Annotated in this window: 17 protein-coding genes; 9 read left to right on the top strand and 8 right to left on the bottom strand. The window is 60.7% G+C overall.

Features of this window, described 5'->3' with window-relative positions; genetic code table 11:
- Position 1: 1 nt before the first annotated feature.
- On the bottom strand, positions 2 to 643 hold the full coding sequence (locus JOZ06_RS06015) for a hypothetical protein (protein ID WP_293229998.1): 642 nt from the start codon (positions 641 to 643) through the stop codon (positions 2 to 4).
- Between the two features lie 94 nt (positions 644 to 737).
- Here JOZ06_RS06015 and JOZ06_RS06010 point away from each other — a divergent pair, with 94 nt between their 5' ends.
- The 3 genes from JOZ06_RS06010 (at position 738) to JOZ06_RS06000 (ending at position 2867) form a co-directional block, all read left to right on the top strand.
- Positions 738 to 1199: a YhcH/YjgK/YiaL family protein gene (locus tag JOZ06_RS06010; RefSeq protein ID WP_293229995.1), complete on the top strand. Its 462-nt coding sequence runs from the start codon at positions 738 to 740 to the stop codon at positions 1197 to 1199.
- The gene (locus JOZ06_RS06005) at positions 1196 to 1405 is read left to right on the top strand and encodes a SlyX family protein (protein ID WP_293229994.1); all 210 of its coding nucleotides are present in this window, start codon (positions 1196 to 1198) and stop codon (positions 1403 to 1405) included. The genes JOZ06_RS06010 and JOZ06_RS06005 overlap by 4 nt, the downstream gene beginning before the upstream one ends.
- 163 nt (positions 1406 to 1568) lie before the next feature.
- Positions 1569 to 2867, top strand: a complete 1299-nt coding sequence (locus tag JOZ06_RS06000) for an MFS transporter (protein ID WP_293229991.1) — start codon at positions 1569 to 1571, stop codon at positions 2865 to 2867.
- 405 nt (positions 2868 to 3272) lie between these two features.
- Here the strand turns inward: JOZ06_RS06000 and JOZ06_RS05995 are convergent, their stop codons facing one another.
- From JOZ06_RS05995 to JOZ06_RS05985, 3 genes are all read right to left on the bottom strand, one after another.
- Entirely contained in the window at positions 3273 to 3740 is a 468-nt protein-coding gene (locus JOZ06_RS05995) for a GNAT family N-acetyltransferase (RefSeq protein ID WP_293229988.1), read from the bottom strand.
- Complete coding sequence (locus JOZ06_RS05990; RefSeq protein ID WP_293229986.1) at positions 3718 to 4011, bottom strand: DUF1778 domain-containing protein; 294 nt, start codon at positions 4009 to 4011, stop codon at positions 3718 to 3720. Before JOZ06_RS05990 ends, JOZ06_RS05995 begins: the two co-directional genes overlap by 23 nt.
- 130 nt (positions 4012 to 4141) lie before the next feature.
- Positions 4142 to 4270, bottom strand: a complete 129-nt coding sequence (locus tag JOZ06_RS05985) for a hypothetical protein (RefSeq protein WP_293229984.1) — start codon at positions 4268 to 4270, stop codon at positions 4142 to 4144.
- Positions 4271 to 4462: 192 nt separating this feature from the next.
- On the opposite strand from JOZ06_RS05985, the gene msuE reads away from it, so the two are divergent.
- The 4 genes from msuE (at position 4463) to JOZ06_RS05965 (ending at position 9309) form a co-directional block, all read left to right on the top strand.
- Positions 4463 to 5032, top strand: a complete 570-nt coding sequence (gene msuE, locus JOZ06_RS05980) for an FMN reductase (protein WP_293229981.1) — start codon at positions 4463 to 4465, stop codon at positions 5030 to 5032.
- 106 nt (positions 5033 to 5138) lie between these two features.
- Entirely contained in the window at positions 5139 to 6368 is a 1230-nt protein-coding gene (locus JOZ06_RS05975; protein WP_293229978.1) for an SfnB family sulfur acquisition oxidoreductase, read from the top strand.
- A 22-nt stretch (positions 6369 to 6390) separates the two neighbouring features.
- On the top strand, positions 6391 to 7791 hold the full coding sequence (locus tag JOZ06_RS05970) for an LLM class flavin-dependent oxidoreductase (protein ID WP_293229975.1): 1401 nt from the start codon (positions 6391 to 6393) through the stop codon (positions 7789 to 7791).
- A gap of 57 nt (positions 7792 to 7848) precedes the next feature.
- Entirely contained in the window at positions 7849 to 9309 is a 1461-nt protein-coding gene (locus tag JOZ06_RS05965; protein WP_293229973.1) for an APC family permease, read from the top strand.
- Between the two features lie 107 nt (positions 9310 to 9416).
- Here JOZ06_RS05965 and JOZ06_RS05960 read toward each other — a convergent pair whose 3' ends face one another.
- Together JOZ06_RS05960 and ssuD are read right to left on the bottom strand one after the other, a co-directional pair.
- Positions 9417 to 10601: an acyl-CoA dehydrogenase family protein gene (locus JOZ06_RS05960; RefSeq protein ID WP_293229971.1), complete on the bottom strand. Its 1185-nt coding sequence runs from the start codon at positions 10599 to 10601 to the stop codon at positions 9417 to 9419.
- Entirely contained in the window at positions 10601 to 11761 is a 1161-nt protein-coding gene (gene ssuD, locus JOZ06_RS05955; RefSeq protein ID WP_293229969.1) for an FMNH2-dependent alkanesulfonate monooxygenase, read from the bottom strand. Before ssuD ends, JOZ06_RS05960 begins: the two co-directional genes overlap by 1 nt.
- A 336-nt stretch (positions 11762 to 12097) precedes the next feature.
- On the opposite strand from ssuD, the gene JOZ06_RS05950 reads away from it, so the two are divergent.
- Entirely contained in the window at positions 12098 to 13246 is a 1149-nt protein-coding gene (locus tag JOZ06_RS05950; RefSeq protein ID WP_293229966.1) for an acyl-CoA dehydrogenase family protein, read from the top strand.
- On the top strand, positions 13201 to 14361 hold the full coding sequence (locus tag JOZ06_RS05945; RefSeq protein WP_293229964.1) for a sigma 54-interacting transcriptional regulator: 1161 nt from the start codon (positions 13201 to 13203) through the stop codon (positions 14359 to 14361). Before JOZ06_RS05950 ends, JOZ06_RS05945 begins: the two co-directional genes overlap by 46 nt.
- A gap of 60 nt (positions 14362 to 14421) precedes the next feature.
- On the opposite strand, the gene JOZ06_RS05940 is transcribed toward JOZ06_RS05945, so the two are convergent.
- Both JOZ06_RS05940 and JOZ06_RS05935 read right to left on the bottom strand, forming a co-directional pair.
- A complete protein-coding gene (locus JOZ06_RS05940; protein ID WP_293229961.1) occupies positions 14422 to 14757 on the bottom strand; it encodes a hypothetical protein in 336 nt (111 codons plus the stop codon).
- Complete coding sequence (locus JOZ06_RS05935; RefSeq protein WP_293229958.1) at positions 14750 to 15220, bottom strand: MarR family transcriptional regulator; 471 nt, start codon at positions 15218 to 15220, stop codon at positions 14750 to 14752. The genes JOZ06_RS05940 and JOZ06_RS05935 overlap by 8 nt, the downstream gene beginning before the upstream one ends.
- Between the last annotated feature and the right edge of the window lie 413 nt (positions 15221 to 15633).

The following is a 15633-nucleotide window of genomic DNA, read 5'->3' as shown; positions in this document are numbered from 1 at the left end:
GCTACAGCAGTACCGAGTCGTCGCAGCGGTCGGTGCCCTGCGCCCGGCGCCACAAACCGGCCTGGCCGGATTTCCCCAGGAAGGACGACCAGTCGTTCAAGTAAAAGCGGATCTCCTGCAAACGCTCGCCGCCGCAGATGAAGCGCACGCTGCGGCGGCCGTCGGCGTAGTCCGGCGTCAGCGCGGCGTGCAACTCGTCCAGGGTGACGCGCGCGCCGGCATGCGCGCTCAAGAAGCGCCCGAGGCTGCTGCCGTTGACCCGGTCGGCCAAATCCATCATCTGGCGGAAATAGGCGTTCGGCTGCATGCCGCTGCAACTGCCGTGCTTGCGCCATTCATGCTCGGCCAAGCCATCGCGCACGCCGGGCATCACCCGCTCCAGCCCCGCCGGCAAATCGCCGGGGCGCAGCGGCGTCGCCGGGCAGTTTTGCGCCTCCGGCCACAAGCCGTGCAAGGTCAAATGACGCGCGGCAAAACTTTGCGGATCGGCCAGATCGCCGCACTGCCGCTTCTCGGCGTGCGTAGCGCAAAACCCCGGCGCCCAGCTCAGCGCCAAGATCCAATTGCCGGCCTGCGCCGGCAGCACCACCAGCGCCGCCAAGCACCACAGCCAGCGCCAGGTTTTCTTTCCACTCACCCGCATGCCGCCTCCCGTTCCCAAAAAGTTGTCATTGTGCCGTCACCCAGCCATGAAGGGATTCCGCTAAAATACCAGTTCACCGCTTCGAGGCTTTGTTATGTATTGCGATCACATCGATAACCTGTCGTCCTGCCCCCTCACCCCCGCGCTGCGCGATTGCATCGGCCTGCTGCCGCAATTCGCCGCGCAGCCCCCGGGCCGCTACCCGATCGATGGCGAGCGCTGCTTCGCCCTGGTGCAGGAAATGACCACCGTCCCGGCCAGCGAACGGCGGCTCGAGGCGCACGGCCGCTATCTGGACGTGCAATATCTGGTCAGCGGCGAGGAGAATATCGGCTATCTGCCCAGCGGCAGCAGCGCTACCGTGCGCGAGGACCGCTTGGCGGACAAGGACATCGCCTTCTACGACGCCCCGCAGCCGCCGTGCGAACTGGCATTGAGCGCCGGCATGTACGCGATCTTCCAGCCGGGGGAATTCCACCGCCCCGGCTGCGCGGTGACGAACCCGATGCCGATCAAGAAAGTGGTGCTGAAATGGTTACCGGAAGCCAACGTATGAGCCTGGAAGCCCGCGTCACCGAACTCGAGGTCAAGCTGGCGTTTCAAGACGACCTGCTCGATACCTTGAACCATACCGTCACCCGGCAACAGCGGGAAATCGACATGCTGCAGCAGCAGTTGCGCCTGCTCTACCAGCAACTGCGCAGCCAAGGCGCGGGGCACGAACCCGGCGCCTCGCCGCACGAGATTCCGCCGCACTATTGATTCGCCATTTTTGCGCCGATATGCCCGCCGGATAGGCGGGAAATAGCCTATCGGCGCAATACCAATCCCCGCGAAGGCATTTCCCACCCCATGGCATTAGCGTATTCTGACCGGACACGGCGTCAGAACGCCGGGATGATCATGACCATGGGACAAGCAAACAATGCCTTTCGACCACACCCGCCCGCTTAACCGCGGCGACTACCGCACGCTGGCGCTGTCCGCGCTCGGCGGCACGCTGGAGTTTTACGACTTCGTTATCTACGTGTTCTTCGCCGCGGTGATGGGACACGTGTTCTTTCCGCCGCACAGCCCCGACTGGCTGGTACAAGTGCAGACCTACGGCATTTTCGCCGCCGGCTACCTGGCGCGCCCGCTCGGCGGCATCGTCATGGCGCACTTCGGCGACCTGCGCGGGCGCAAGCGCATGTTCACGCTCAGCATTCTATTGATGGCGCTGCCGACTTTCCTGATGGGCCTGCTGCCCACCTACGCCGCCATCGGTTTCTGGGCGCCGATCGGGCTGTTGGCGCTACGCGTGCTGCAAGGCGCCGCCATCGGCGGCGAGGTGCCGGGCGCCTGGGTATTCGTGTCCGAGCACGTGCCGGCGCGCCGCGTCGGCTTCGCCTGCGGCACGCTCACCGCCGGCCTGACCATGGGCATTCTGCTCGGCTCGCTGGTGGCGAGCGCGATGCACGCGCGCTTCACCGAAGCAGAGCTGGTCGACCACGCTTGGCGCATTCCCTTTCTGCTCGGCGGGGTGTTCGGCCTGATGGCGGTCTACCTGCGCAGCTACCTGCAAGAAACGCCGGTATTCAAAGAGCTGGAGGAACAGCGCGCGCTCTTGGCCGAATGGCCGATGAAACGCGTGCTGGCGTCGCACCGCGGCGCGATGCTGCTGTCGATGCTGGCGACCTGGGTGCTGACCGGCGGCATCGTGGTGGTGATCTTGATGACCCCGGGGCTGCTGGCGAAACTGCCGGCCATCGGCGCGGAAAAGGCCTTGCTGGCCAACTGCCTGGCGGTGGTATGCCTGTCGATCGGCTGCGTGCTGGCCGGCAGCCTGACCGACCGCTACGGCGACGGCCCCACCCTCTTGGTCGGCTCGCTGCTGCTGAGCGCGGCCTGCTACGTCTTTTACGGCGGCATCGCCGCCAACCCCGATTGGCTGTTTCCCGGCTACGCGCTCTTGGGCCTGACCGTGGGCACCATCGCCGCCGTGCCGTGCATCATGGTGCGCGCCTTCCCGCCCGCGGTGCGCTTCAGCGGCCTATCGCTGTCGTACAACCTGGCCTATGCGATCTTCGGCGGCCTGACGCCGATGTTGGTGGCGCTGATGCTCAAGCGTGACATATTGGCCCCCGCGCATTACGTCGAAGCGCTGGCGCTGCTAGGCGTGGTGATTGGGTTGGGGCTGAGCGTGAAGCACCATTCGGCAACGCCCGTTACGGCGAGAGGATAGCCAACCGCGCCGCTGCGCGAACGCCCCCTACGTGTGCCCGGGATGGTAGGGTGTAATCGCCGCGCAACGCGCGGCATTGCGCCAACGCCGCCGCGGGAGGCCGCATTCATCCGTCGATAGCGTGAAAGACGGCGCACTGCCTTCGGCGAGTGCGCCCTACGCCTCGGCACGTGTAGCCAAGAGCAACTCAAGTCACTGTTGAATTACATGCTGCAGGCAGGCGATACGGCAGAACCGAAAACCCTATTGCACAAGTTGGCGCACAGCGCACCGCAGTATGAGGAGGTTGTCATGACGATTGCAGAAAGACTCCGAGAAGAAGCCCGGCAGGAAGGGATAGAGATTGGCGCCCAAAAAGGCCGCCAAGAAGGGCGTAATGCCAAGCCCCGCATGGCGGAGCTTGCGTCAAATAGGCAAGAACAGATGTTGCGGGTGGTCTGCCATAGGCTCAAAACCATAGCGTTGGTAGAAATTGACTGCGGCGTGCTTCGCATTGACCACCAAACCAATGCCACCCACCTCGCGCGCGATGCGCGTCACCCGGTCAATTGCATCGAACAGCATATACTCTCCAATACCTTTTCGCCGATGTAATATCGCCGTTGCCAACCGGCCAAGACGAAATACAGGAACCTTGACCGGTAGACGTTTCTTGTACGTCGTCGGAAGGTCGGTATTGACCAGCTCGGCCAAACTGATCGCGTAAAAGCCAAGCACTTCCGTGCTTTGCTCATCGGCTACCGCCACAAAGGTCGAGGAAACCCCCTTCTCTTTATGTTGCTTGGCGATCCGCTTCAACCAACCGTTTAGATCAACGTCACCGCAATCAAAGTGATTTCTATCATGCCGGTCATTCAGTGGCAGAACCATCATCGTTCTTCATCCTCTGATAACGGGCTTGAGCTTGTAGAAATTTCTCATTTCTCGGCGGCGGGTTTTCAATTAAATCGAGAAGTCTCATTGACTCCCTGCGAGTCAGGACAATCGAGGATTCACTCTCAATAACCTTGTCCGCCTTTTCCAGCGCCGCCTGAACAACAAACTGATTCAGCGTCGCCCCCATAATATCCGCTGCAGCCTGCAGCTTTTCCTGCACGTGCTCAGTGATACGCGTGGTCAGCCGTTTTCCTGTATGAGCAAGCATGGCAACCTCTCTATAGCCAATAATGCATCTGATCGAGTATAGGCATATGGCGTCATTTTGTCACACCCGCCCAACCCCGACTGCCGGCGCTCCACGCGTTGCATGGCACTGGCCCGATTAACATGCAGACTTAGGCGCGCCGCGGCCGATCGCCGCCATGCAACGGGCCGAACAACCGCGCACTCACCAGCCCCATCGCCAGAATGCCGAGACCAAACGGCAGCACATCCCCCAGCGCCCTGAGCGCAAAATCGCCCACACGGCAGGTCAGCAGAAAGCATCCATGGGATTTTTGATGGGTGCTGAATAATCAGCAGGCATTCAGCAAGCTGGTGTTCAATCAGCATTGACCGGCAACACTCAAATACACACAACACATTGAAAATAAACAAAATACTTTCTGGCACGATTACTGCTATATAACTGACACAATCAGTTATCAGGAGTCGTTATGACCAGAAAATTGCAGGTAGTGGCTGTTTCCGGCGGTTTGCAACGCCCATCTCGGACCCTGGCATTGGTCGAAGGCATCGTAACCAGCATGGCGCAACGCCTACCCATCGACGTCCATCTCATCGAACTCGGCGAGATCGCTCATCTTTACGGCGGTATCACGCACCCTGCGGCCTTGCCGGACGAGGTCAAAGCCGAAATCGCCGCCGTCGAATCCGCCGATCTACTGGTCGTCGCCAGCCCGGTCTATCGCGCGAGCTTTACCGGTCTGTTCAAGCATTTCTTCGATTTTATCCATTACGAAGCGCTGATAGACGTGCCCGTGTTATTGGCCGCCACCGGCGGCAGCGACCGCCACGCGCTGGTGATCGAACACCAATTACGCCCCCTGTTCAGCTTCTTCCAGGCCTTGACCTTGCCCATCGGCGTCTACGGGGCGGAAACCGACCTTCAGTCCTACCGGGTCAGCAGTCCGGCGCTGCAAGAGCGCATCGATTTGGCGGTCGAACGCGCCCTGCCTTTACTTAGCCACCGCAATGTCGCCATCAGCCTTGGCGTCCAAGCTTGACCGACCTGATCGGGCGTCATGCGAAACAAGATGACAACACGCACTTAACTCTGGCGCGGCACGGAAGACAACCGGCTGCCCAACCGTACCATTAAGAGGAATCAGCATGTCCACGCACACAGCATCCGGCATTGCGCAAGCGTCTGCCACACCGTCGTCCGTTCCGATCATCCGTTCCGAAGCCGAAGCGCTGCAGGTTGCGCGTTCTCTGGTACCCAAGCTGGCGGAGCATGCCGCGCAGCGAGACCGGGAGCGAACACTACCGTTCGACGAAGTCGCGCTGTTTTCCGAAAGCGGACTGTGGGCGATCACGGTCCCCAGGGAATACGGCGGCGCGGAGGTATCGGCGGGTACGCTGGCGGAGGTCATTGCCATCATTTCGGAAGCCGATTCATCGATCGGCCAGTTGCCGCAAAACCATTTCTGCCTGATCGAAGACATCCGTCTGGAAGGCACGCCCGAGCAAAAGCGCTTCTTCTTTGATTTGGTGCTTCGAGGCAACCGCTACGGCAACGCCTTTTCGGAAGCGGGAGGCAAGACGGTTTTGGATATTCAGACACGGGTCCGATGCGATGGCGATGGTTACGTCCTGAACGGCACAAAGTTCTACTCCACGGGTGCTTTGTACGCGCATTGGGTGCCGGTGCTGGCGCTCGACGACAACGACCAGGCCGTGCTGGTGTTTGTCGAACAAGGTACCGAAGGCTTGAAGGTGATCGATGATTGGTCCAGCTTCGGACAACGCACCACGGCCAGCGGCACCGTCGTCGCCGAGAATGTGCGCGTCAGCGCGTTCCAGCTGTTCTATACCCATCGCTCGTACGACCGCCCGACCCTCGCGGGCCCGTTTGCGCAGATCACCACGGCGGCAATCGATTTGGGCATTGCCCGTGCGGCAATCAACGACACCATCCACTTCGTCAAGCAGCACGCGCGGCCGTGGATCGATAGCGGCGTGGAACGGGCGGACCTAGACCCGCTCACCATCGCTCAAATTGGCGATCTGCAGTACCGCCTGCATGCCGCCGAAGCACTCATCCAACGCGCGGGTCGTTTTATCGACATTGCCAAACTGGCGCCGGACGAAGACACCGTGGCGCAGGCGGCCGTTGCCGTCGGCGAAGCCAAGATTGCCACAACGGACATATCGCTGCTGGCGGCAAGCAAGCTATTCGAACTTGGCGGCAGCAAGTCGACATTGGGGCGCTACAACTACGACCGGCATTGGCGCAATGCCCGGGTACACACGCTGCACGACCCCGTGCGCTGGAAGTACCACACGATCGGCAACTTTTACCTCAATGGCGTCAAGCCGGCCCGCCACTCCTGGAACTGAACCAACACCGGAATGCCACCCCATGCGTAAAGAAATCAGGCTAAATGCCTTCACAATCAATAGCCCGGGGCATCTGTCACCCGGACTATGGCGGCACCCCGAAGATCAGTCGCACCGCTATACCGATTTGCGCTATTGGACCGATCTGGCCACCACATTGGAACGCGGCAAGATCGATGGCTTGTTCATTGCCGATGTATTGGGCGTCTACGACGTCTACGGCCGCAGCCCCGAGACGGCGCTTCGTCAAGCCGCGCAGGTGCCGATCAACGATCCGCTGCAACTCGTGTCCGCGATGGCGGCCGTTACGCAGCACCTGGGTTTCGGCATCACCGCCTCCGTGTCGTTCGAGCATCCCTATCCGTTCGCGCGCCGCCTATCCACGGCGGACCATCTCACGCAAGGGCGCGTGGGTTGGAACATCGTCACCTCCTATCTGGACAGTGGCGCGCGCAATCTCGGCCAAGCGCAACAACTGACCCACGACAATCGTTATGAGCTGGCCGACGAATACCTCGAGGTCTGCTACAAGCTGTGGGAAGGCAGCTGGCGTGACGACGCGGTCCAACGCGACGCCGGGCGCGGCATCTACGTGGAGCCGTCCGGCGTCCGCAACATCGACCACCACGGCCGCTACTTTACCGTGCCGGGTTTTCACCTGAGCGAGCCATCGCCGCAACGCACGCCGGTGCTCTATCAAGCAGGCGCGTCCTCCCGCGGCAGACAGTTTGCCGCCCGCCACGCCGAGTGCGTGTTCGTCGCCGCGCCGACTCGCCACGTACTGCGCCAGCAAGTGGATGCGATCAGGCAAGAAGTGTCCCGCCAGGGACGGCAGCCGGACGAAGTCACCATCTTCAACCAGCTGACGGTGATCGTCGCGCACAGCGACGAAGCCGCCCGCGCCAAGTTTGAAGACTACCAACGCTTCATCAGCCATGACGGCGCCCTGGCGCTGATGTCCGGCTGGACCGGCATCGACCTGAGCCAATTTGCCGGGGATCAGACCCTGGAGCACGTGGAAAGCAATGCGATTCAATCGGCCGTCGAAGCCTTTACGGCAGCCGACCCGGAACGCCAATGGACGGTGCGCGAGATTGCCCAATACTGCGGCATCGGCGGGGATGGCCCGGTCATCGTCGGCTCGGCGCAGACCGTCGCCGACGCGCTGGAAGCCTGGGTGGACGAAACCGGTGTGGACGGCTTCAACCTCAGCGCCGTCATCAACCCAGGCACCTTCGCCGATGTGGTCGACTTGCTCGTGCCGGAACTGCAGCGGCGCGGCCTCTATAAGCGGGAGTATCGCCCAGGCACGCTGCGCGAAAAATTGTTTGGCCAAGGCCCAAAGCTAGCCAGTCATCACCATGGCGCCACATTCAGACAACAAGCCGCCAAGCCTGCCTGTCCGGTTCTGGCCGAACCCTGACAGCATGCGCCGCCTGGCGAGGCGCAGTTCCCATTCGACAAAGGAGAAGGTGTGAATATGAGTTATTCAAATAGTGAAACGGCGGTATTGGATGCCGCCCCCCCGGGCGCGGGCGCAAGCGGATTGCGACGCAATTATCTGCGTCTGCCGGAGCTGGTGGCGCAATCCATCGGGCTGGTCGGCGCGTCGGGCGGCGTTGGCATCCTGATTCCAGCGGTATTTGCCACCGCCGGCAACGGGACATGGCTCGCTTATGTGTTCGCCACCGTCGCGCTGCTGTTTTCTTCCTGGAGCATTACCCTGTTTGCTCGCAGCACCGCCTCGTCCGGTGCGCTCTATACCTACGCGGCGCAAGGTATCGGACCGATCTGGGGCGTGATCTGCGGCTGGTCTTTGCTGGTCGCCTACGCCATCGGTGCGGCGGGGATCCTGCAAGGGACGGTCAATACCCTGCTGGTTCTTGCTCGCGAGCTGGGCGTGCTCGGCAAGACGACCCCGCTGTCGGTCACGCTGGCCTTGACCGGCATCACCGGCTTCGCCGCCTGGTATATCGCCTACCGCGACATCCGCCTGTCCACCCGCTTCACGCTGCTGGTCGAATTGCTGACGATCGCGCTGATCACCGTGGTCATCGTCGGCTATCTGGCAGGCAGCGGACACGCCATCGATCATGCGCAATGGTCGCTGGAGGGCGTCAAACCGGAACAGTTGCGCCTCGGCATGGTATTGGCCTTTTTCAGCTTCACCGGCTTCGAGAGCGCGACGGTGCTCGGCACCGAGGCCAAGGCCCCCTTCCGGGCCATCCCGCAAGCGGTCGTCATCAGCATCGTCGGACCGGCGCTGCTGTTCATTGTCGCGTCGTATGGCCTTGTCGGCGCCTTTCATGGCCAACATCCCTCATTGGATCAGGCTGACGGGCCGCTTTCGCTGCTGGCGCACCAAATCGGGCTTGGCAAACTGGGCTTGCTCATCGATGCCGGCGTGTCGCTGAGCTTCTTTGCCGCTTTTTTTTCGTCGATTAATGCGGCTGCCCGCATTGTGTATACGTTTGCACATCAAGGCGTATTTCACGCGGCCACCGGCCGAGCTCACGGCACCAACGCCACGCCGCATATCGCGGTCACCTTGCTGGTGCTCTTGTCGCTGGTCGCCGATGTCATCTTCACCGTCAATGGCACGGCCCTACTGGATTCGTACGGTTATCTCAGTACGATCGCGACCTATGGCTCGCTGCTCGCTTACGTACTCGTGGCGATCGGCGCACCGCTCTATCTACGCCGGCAGGGCAAACTGCGCGGCAAACAGCTGCTGATCAGCATCGTGTCGGTGGCATTGCTGGCGATTCCGCTGGTCGGCAGCATCTATCCCATCCCACAGGGCGTGTATGCCTGGCTGCCGTATGTCTTTATTGCGCTGATCGTCATCGGCTTGCTGTGGTTTCTGGCGCTGCGCTTGTTTGCCCCGGCACGCCTGACGGATATCGAGGCGGAGCTCGTTCATGAACAACCGCACCAATAAAAAACGATAAAGTTTTCCCCTGCACAGAACGCCGGCCCCATTTCGGGGCCGGCGTCATTCATGGCGTATCGAGTGGAAGGAAGGGAGCATTGGGCTGCAAGCAGGGATCAGGAATAAAACGAAGGAATGGGATACTGCCCGTTCAGTGCCCAATCTCCCAATTCTTGCAGCTTGTAGTCGAGCGGATCGTGCAAGCTATGCACGCGCAGATTGCGCCAGAACCGGTCCAGCCGCAACGCGGCCGTCGTCGCGCGGGCACCGGTCACCTCGAACATTCGGCTGGTCAAATCCAAGCCGCTGCGCGAAGCGGCCACCTTGGCGGCGGCGATACTGACAGCGAGACGGCCCCTCGCCGTTTCGCTCAACTGCGCCTCTTGCCGCCATGCGTCATCCAACTGCGCCGCCGCATGATCGGTCAGCAATCGGGCCCCTTCCAGCGCGGCAAAAAACTCGCCGTAGTGCAGCAAGGTGTATGGATCTTTGTTGGGCGTGGCCGCCAACGACGCGGGCCACAACCGGCGCTGTTCGAGCGTGTATTGGCGAGCCTCGCGCAGCGCCCCTTCCGCGATACCCAGATAGAGGTTGGTCAGAATCAATTGCGCAATCAGCGGCCTCAGGCAGGCGAACGGCGAGCTGAGCGGCCCGGGGTTAAGCAGCACTTCGCCAGCCTCCACCCGCACATGGTCGAAGCGCACACTGCCACTGTCTGTCTGGCGCTGGCCGATATTGTCCCAGTCCTGCCTGATCTGCACACCCGCGCGCCCGCTCGGGAAGGCGGCGATCAGCAGCTTGCCTCCCTCCCCCTGCTGGATGGCGGACGCCAGCAGCATGTCCGAATCGGTCGCGCCGGAGCAAAAGCTCTTGTCGCCATGGAACTCGTACCAGTGGCTATACGCTGTCGCTGTCGTGCGTTTATCCAATGGATTGAGGGCATTCCCCCAAAACCAACGCTGCCGCGCAGTCTGTTCGAACCAAGGCTGCCACTGTGCCGGCTGGCCAAACAAGCGTACCGTGGCCAGCAACAGATGGTGAAACGCAAAGACATGCGCCACCGAGCTATCCACCTGGGCCAGCTCGCGCACGACCCGCAGGGTTTCGCTCCAGCTAGCGCCCTGCCCGCCGAACTCAGTCGGAATGCTTAGGTCCAGCAATCCACTCGCGCGCAACGCATCGCGTTCGGTCTTGGGCGTTCCCCCTTGCTGATCACGTAGGGCAGCGGTCTTGGCGAATTCGGCGGCCAGCGTCCTGGCAACCGCCAGCGGCGGCCCACACTCAAGAAGAGACTCGTTCATCAGGCGCTTTCCCGTACGCGATCGGCCGCTGGCGGCACAATATCGTTGGCGATCATTTCACCGAACGGGCCGGTTAGATTGGCCGCGACTGCCGCCCCAGACGCTTGCTGAGGCAATGGCAGCAGCGGGAACAGCAGCTCGGCCACACGATAAGCTTCCTCCAGATGCGGGTAGCCGGAGAAAATGAACGATTCAATGCCGAGCTCGGCATATTCATGGATGCGCGCTGCCACCTCCTGCGGGCTACCGACAAGGGCCGTGCCGGCACCTCCGCGCACTAGCCCCACCCCGGCCCATAGGTTAGGTGAGACCTCCAGATGATCACGCCGTCCGCCATGAAGCGCGGCCATACGTTGCTGCCCCACCGAATCAAAGCGGGCAAAGGCCGTTTGAGCCGCCGCAATGGTCTCGTCGCTGACATGCGCAATCAAGTCTTCCGCCGCTTGCCAGGCTTGTTCGCTGGTTTCCCGCACGATCACATGCAGGCGAATACCAAATTTGACCGTACGGCCGAGCGCGGCGGCTTTGCGGCGGACCGCGCCGATCTTTTCCGCCACGGCGGCCGGTGGCTCGCCCCAGGTGAGATAGACATCCACCTGCTCCGCCGCCAGATCGATCGCCGGCGCAGACGATCCGCCAAAGTACAGCGGCGGATACGGCCGCTGCACGGGGGGATACAAGGTTTTGGCGTTATCGACCTTCAGATGCTTGCCGGCAAAATTCACGGTTTCCCCTGCCGCGACACCGCGCCAGATCTTCAGGAATTCGTCCGTCACTTCATAACGTTCGGCATGGCTCAGATACACGCCGTCGCCTTGCTGCTCGTCCGGATCCCCCCCTGTCACCACATTGATGAGCAGGCGTCCGTTCGACATGCGATCCAGCGTAGCGGCCATACGGGCCGATACCGTAGGAGAAATGATGCCTGGGCGGATGGCCACGAGAAATTTGAGCCGCGTCGTCAGTGGCGCCAGAGAAGACGCGACGACCCAGGAGTCTTCGCAGGAGCGGCCCGTCGGAATCAGCACCCCTTCGTACCCCAACTGATCGGCAGCTTGAGCGATCTGCTTCAAATAGCCGTGATCGACAGCACGCGCCCCCAGGCCGGTACCCAAATAACGGCTATCGCCATGTGTCGGTAAAAACCAGAATACTTTCATAAAACACCTCTGTTTCGAATGAACGCAGAGGAATTAGCATTTTGCGTGCCAATGAAAAATGCACCGAGACCGCGTCTTTCCATTGCATTTTGCTGCTCAGGCAACAGCGCACAATCAGCACTGCTGAATACGAAGCAAATTGCTCGAAACTCACGCTATCGCCGCGGAATGAGAAGCAGCGTGCCAAACGTCTAAATTCAAATTTCGAATATTTTTATTAAAAAAAATCCTTTCCATTATGGACATAAAAGGCCTCTAAATAACCACTGGTTCCTTAGAGACGGAAGGATAGAACAATTGTCCATAACCACCCCGGTTTACGGCCCTGGCGATGCGTTGCTGATTGCCCAGCAGCTGGCACAGCAATTTGCGGCGACAGCAGCAGCGCGCGACGATCAAGGCGGCACACCAAAAGCGGAGAGAGACGCTATCCGTGCCAGCGGTTTGCTTGGCCTTTCCATTGCCAAACAATACGGCGGCGCCGGCGCCGACTGGCAGGAGATCCTGCGGGTAGTGCGTGAGTTTGCCAAAGCGGATAGTTCGGTAGCTCATGTTTTTGCCTTCCACCACCTGATGCTGGCCACGGTGGAATTATTCGGCCGGCCGCAGCAGTGGGAGCCGTGGCATGAAAAAACCACCCGGCTCAACTGGTTCTGGGGCAATGCGCTCAACCCGCTCGACGAACGCACCGTCTGCCGCACGTTCGATCACTGGTTGGAGTTTTCCGGTCCAAAAAGCTTCTGCTCCGGCGCCTTGGATTCGGAAATGCTGGTGATATCCGCCATCCAGCATGGCAGCGGCAAACTGGTCATGGCGGCCGTTCCGACTGGCCGTAGCGGGATTCGGCTTCATCAGGACTGGAACAATATCGGCCAGCGCCAAACCGACAGCGGCAGCGTCCATTTCGAACAGGTCCGTGTCGAGCTCAATGAAATTCTCGACCAGCCCGGCCCGCTTTCCACGCCGCGTTCCTGCCTACGCCCGCTGATTGCCCAATTGATTCTGACCAATATCTATCTCGGCATCGCCGAGGGCGCTTTCGATGAGGCCCGCCATTACACCCTGCACGAGGCGCGTCCCTGGCGCGCGGCCCAAGTCGACCATACCTATGAGGATCCTTACATCCTCAGTCATTACGGCGAATTCTGGGTTGGGCTGGAAAGCGTGCGAGCGTTAACCGACAAAGCCGGCGCGCGGCTGGTTGAAGCCTGGGCGAAGGGCGATGCATTGACAGAAAACGAACGTGGCGAGGTGGCCATCAGCATAGCCGTGGCCAAGATCGCCGCTTCTCGCATCGGACTCGATCTGACCTGTCGCATGTTCGAGGTCGCCGGGGCACGCGCAACCCATGCCGAACTACGGCTCGATCGCCACTGGCGCAACCTGCGCACTCATACATTGCACGACCCTGTCGATTACAAGCTTAAGGAGTTAGGAGAATGGGCCCTCGTCCACACCTATCCGAAACCGACGTTCTATTCCTGAACGAACAGCCGGCCCTGCCGCCCGCCGGCACTCCGGCCTCCCCCCTGATCACGCTGCCCAACTCCCGCGCATTGGCCACGTCGATCCGCGCAACGGCGCAAGTATTCGAAGACCCGCAATCGCTGGCACTACTGGCTCGCATTCAACAGGTCGCGCCCAGTGACGCCAACGTGCTGATCATCGGCGAAACCGGTACCGGTAAAGAGCTGATTGCCCGTCATGTTCACGCGTTGAGCCAGCGAAGCAATCATCCCTTTGTCGCGGTCAACTGCGGCGCCTTTTCCGAATCGCTGGTAGAAAGTGAACTATTCGGCCACGAAAAAGGCGCATTTACCGGCGCCTTTGCCACCAAACCGGGCTGGTTCGAGGCCGCGAATGGCGGCACGGTGTTTCTCGACGAAATCGGCGATCTGCCGTTGAGCGTGCAAGTTAAACTGCTACGCATCTTGCAAGAGCGGGAAGTAGTCAGATTAGGGTCGCGCAAGCCCATTCCGATCGACGTCCGGGTCGTCGCCGCGACCAACGTCAGGCTGGAAGAGGCCGTGGCTGCCGGGCATTTTCGTGAGGATCTCTTCTACCGGCTCCGGGTTGTGCATCTCGCCCTGCCCCCCTTACGGGACCGGCCGGGCGACATTATTCCATTGGCACACCATTTCATTGACGAATACCGCAACCGCCTCGGCTATGACGACATTCGCCTCCATCCTGAAGCCGTGCGAAAACTATTGTGCCACCCATGGCCAGGCAATATCCGCGAGCTGGAAAACGCCATTCACCATGCATTGCTGATCAACAAGAACAACATCGTCGATGCCGATGATCTTCACCTGTCATCGTTGCACATCGGCCGCAATGCAACGCGCCCGACCGGCCGTAGCGAGACCGCCCCGCCAGGGGAAACAACCGATGCGCGGCAAGCGTTATACGATGCCCTGCTGACACTGTTCGAGGGCCACAGCGAGCACCTATACGACGACATCGAAGAATCGGTGGTACGCGCCGCCTACCACTATTGCCATCGCAATCAAGTACAGACGGCCAAACTACTGGGGATCAGCCGCAATATCATTCGTGCCCGACTGATCAAGATCGGCGAAATTTCAGCACTGAAATGACCATTGGCGCTCAATGAGTTGGGCGTATTCGCCGCAGGCAATACGCCCACAACTATCGATTCATGGCACCGTGCGCCGCGGCCGATCGCCGCCATGCAACGGGCCGAACAACCGCGCACTCACTAGCCCCATCACCAGAATACCGAGGCCAAACGGCAGCACATCCCCCAGCGCCCTGAGCGCAAAATCGCCCACACGGCAGGTCAGCAAATAGCCGACGGCGAGATTAAAAAATCCCCACAGCACGTTGACCGTCGAAGACGACAACCCTTTGCCATGCGGCTGTGCGAACGGACTCTGAAATGGCTCGCCACACACGCCGCTGACAAAATGCGGAATGGCATTGGTGACAAAGGCTCCGCCGAAAAAATAAGCAACCCAATGCAGTTCACTCATTGCCTACCTTCCTCGTGTCTAGTTGGAAATCGGCCAGCCGCCGCAGCAACCCCACCGCCTCGGCAAGCGTTGCCTGCTCTTGCTCGGAAAACTGCGCTTGCAGCGCGCGGATCAACCAATCCTCTTTCGCCGCCCTGCTCGCTTGCAGCTGCTCTCTAAATGAGGACGTCAGATCGATCAGGGTTTTGCGACCGTCACGAGGATCGGCCTCGCCTTTGACTACACCGAATGCCTCCAGGCTCGCGACGGTGATGCGCATGGATTGCGGCGTCACCTCCTCCGCCCGCGCCAAGTCGGACACCGTGGCCGGGCCGTCACGCTCCAGCAGGGTGAGCACCGACTTTTGCGCCGAGGTGAAGTCACCGGAGAGCGAATGTTTGCGTGCGCGCCGCACCAGTTTGCCCACGGTGACACGTAGGTCGCCGGCAAGTACCGCCAAGTCGGTCTGGTTAGATTTATTCATGCCGCAAACATAACATATATGCAGTTAAACTGTACAACTAAGCTGTATATTTTTATCACACATTGCGTGATTGGGTAGCGTGCGTTCGCGAAGCAACGCACGGCCTACGGACTCGCCCAAGACCGTGCATTGCCTACGGCGAATGCACGCTACAAGGCTTGAGCAGACGCTGTCACTGAGGGGAAAAACCGCGGACGGCGGGTGCGGGGTTTTCGGTCAGCCGCGCTCCCTTGTCATCGCACAACAGGCTCGATTAAGGTGGGCGGTGCGGCATCCGCCGCAAACAGGCGCGGGCCTTGAGGTGACCAGACCCCAAGACCCGCTAACCAAACCAACTACCCAGGAGTAGTCGATATGGCTGTTGTCCATGGTAATGCAGTTTCCGCCCCCTATTCAAACCAGCGTCTCCGCCA

Origin of the sequence: Paludibacterium sp. (assembly GCF_019232825.1) — a bacterium.
Lineage (GTDB): Bacteria > Pseudomonadota > Gammaproteobacteria > Burkholderiales > Chromobacteriaceae > Paludibacterium.
Note: the sequence above shows the minus strand (reverse complement) of the source record. Positions and strands in the feature narration are given on the sequence as shown.

Coding starts and splice junctions, on each gene's coding strand:
- JOZ06_RS06015 (WP_293229998.1), bottom strand. CDS start 643: ATGCGGGTGAGTGGAAAGAAAACCTGGCGCTGGCTGTGGTGCTTGGCG.
- JOZ06_RS06010 (WP_293229995.1), top strand. CDS start 738: ATGTATTGCGATCACATCGATAACCTGTCGTCCTGCCCCCTCACCCCC.
- JOZ06_RS06005 (WP_293229994.1), top strand. CDS start 1,196: ATGAGCCTGGAAGCCCGCGTCACCGAACTCGAGGTCAAGCTGGCGTTT.
- JOZ06_RS06000 (WP_293229991.1), top strand. CDS start 1,569: ATGCCTTTCGACCACACCCGCCCGCTTAACCGCGGCGACTACCGCACG.
- JOZ06_RS05995 (WP_293229988.1), bottom strand. CDS start 3,740: ATGATGGTTCTGCCACTGAATGACCGGCATGATAGAAATCACTTTGAT.
- JOZ06_RS05990 (WP_293229986.1), bottom strand. CDS start 4,011: ATGCTTGCTCATACAGGAAAACGGCTGACCACGCGTATCACTGAGCAC.
- msuE (WP_293229981.1), top strand. CDS start 4,463: ATGACCAGAAAATTGCAGGTAGTGGCTGTTTCCGGCGGTTTGCAACGC.
- JOZ06_RS05975 (WP_293229978.1), top strand. CDS start 5,139: ATGTCCACGCACACAGCATCCGGCATTGCGCAAGCGTCTGCCACACCG.
- JOZ06_RS05970 (WP_293229975.1), top strand. CDS start 6,391: ATGCGTAAAGAAATCAGGCTAAATGCCTTCACAATCAATAGCCCGGGG.
- JOZ06_RS05965 (WP_293229973.1), top strand. CDS start 7,849: ATGAGTTATTCAAATAGTGAAACGGCGGTATTGGATGCCGCCCCCCCG.
- JOZ06_RS05960 (WP_293229971.1), bottom strand. CDS start 10,601: ATGAACGAGTCTCTTCTTGAGTGTGGGCCGCCGCTGGCGGTTGCCAGG.
- ssuD (WP_293229969.1), bottom strand. CDS start 11,761: ATGAAAGTATTCTGGTTTTTACCGACACATGGCGATAGCCGTTATTTG.
- JOZ06_RS05945 (WP_293229964.1), top strand. CDS start 13,201: ATGGGCCCTCGTCCACACCTATCCGAAACCGACGTTCTATTCCTGAAC.
- JOZ06_RS05940 (WP_293229961.1), bottom strand. CDS start 14,757: ATGAGTGAACTGCATTGGGTTGCTTATTTTTTCGGCGGAGCCTTTGTC.
- JOZ06_RS05935 (WP_293229958.1), bottom strand. CDS start 15,220: ATGAATAAATCTAACCAGACCGACTTGGCGGTACTTGCCGGCGACCTA.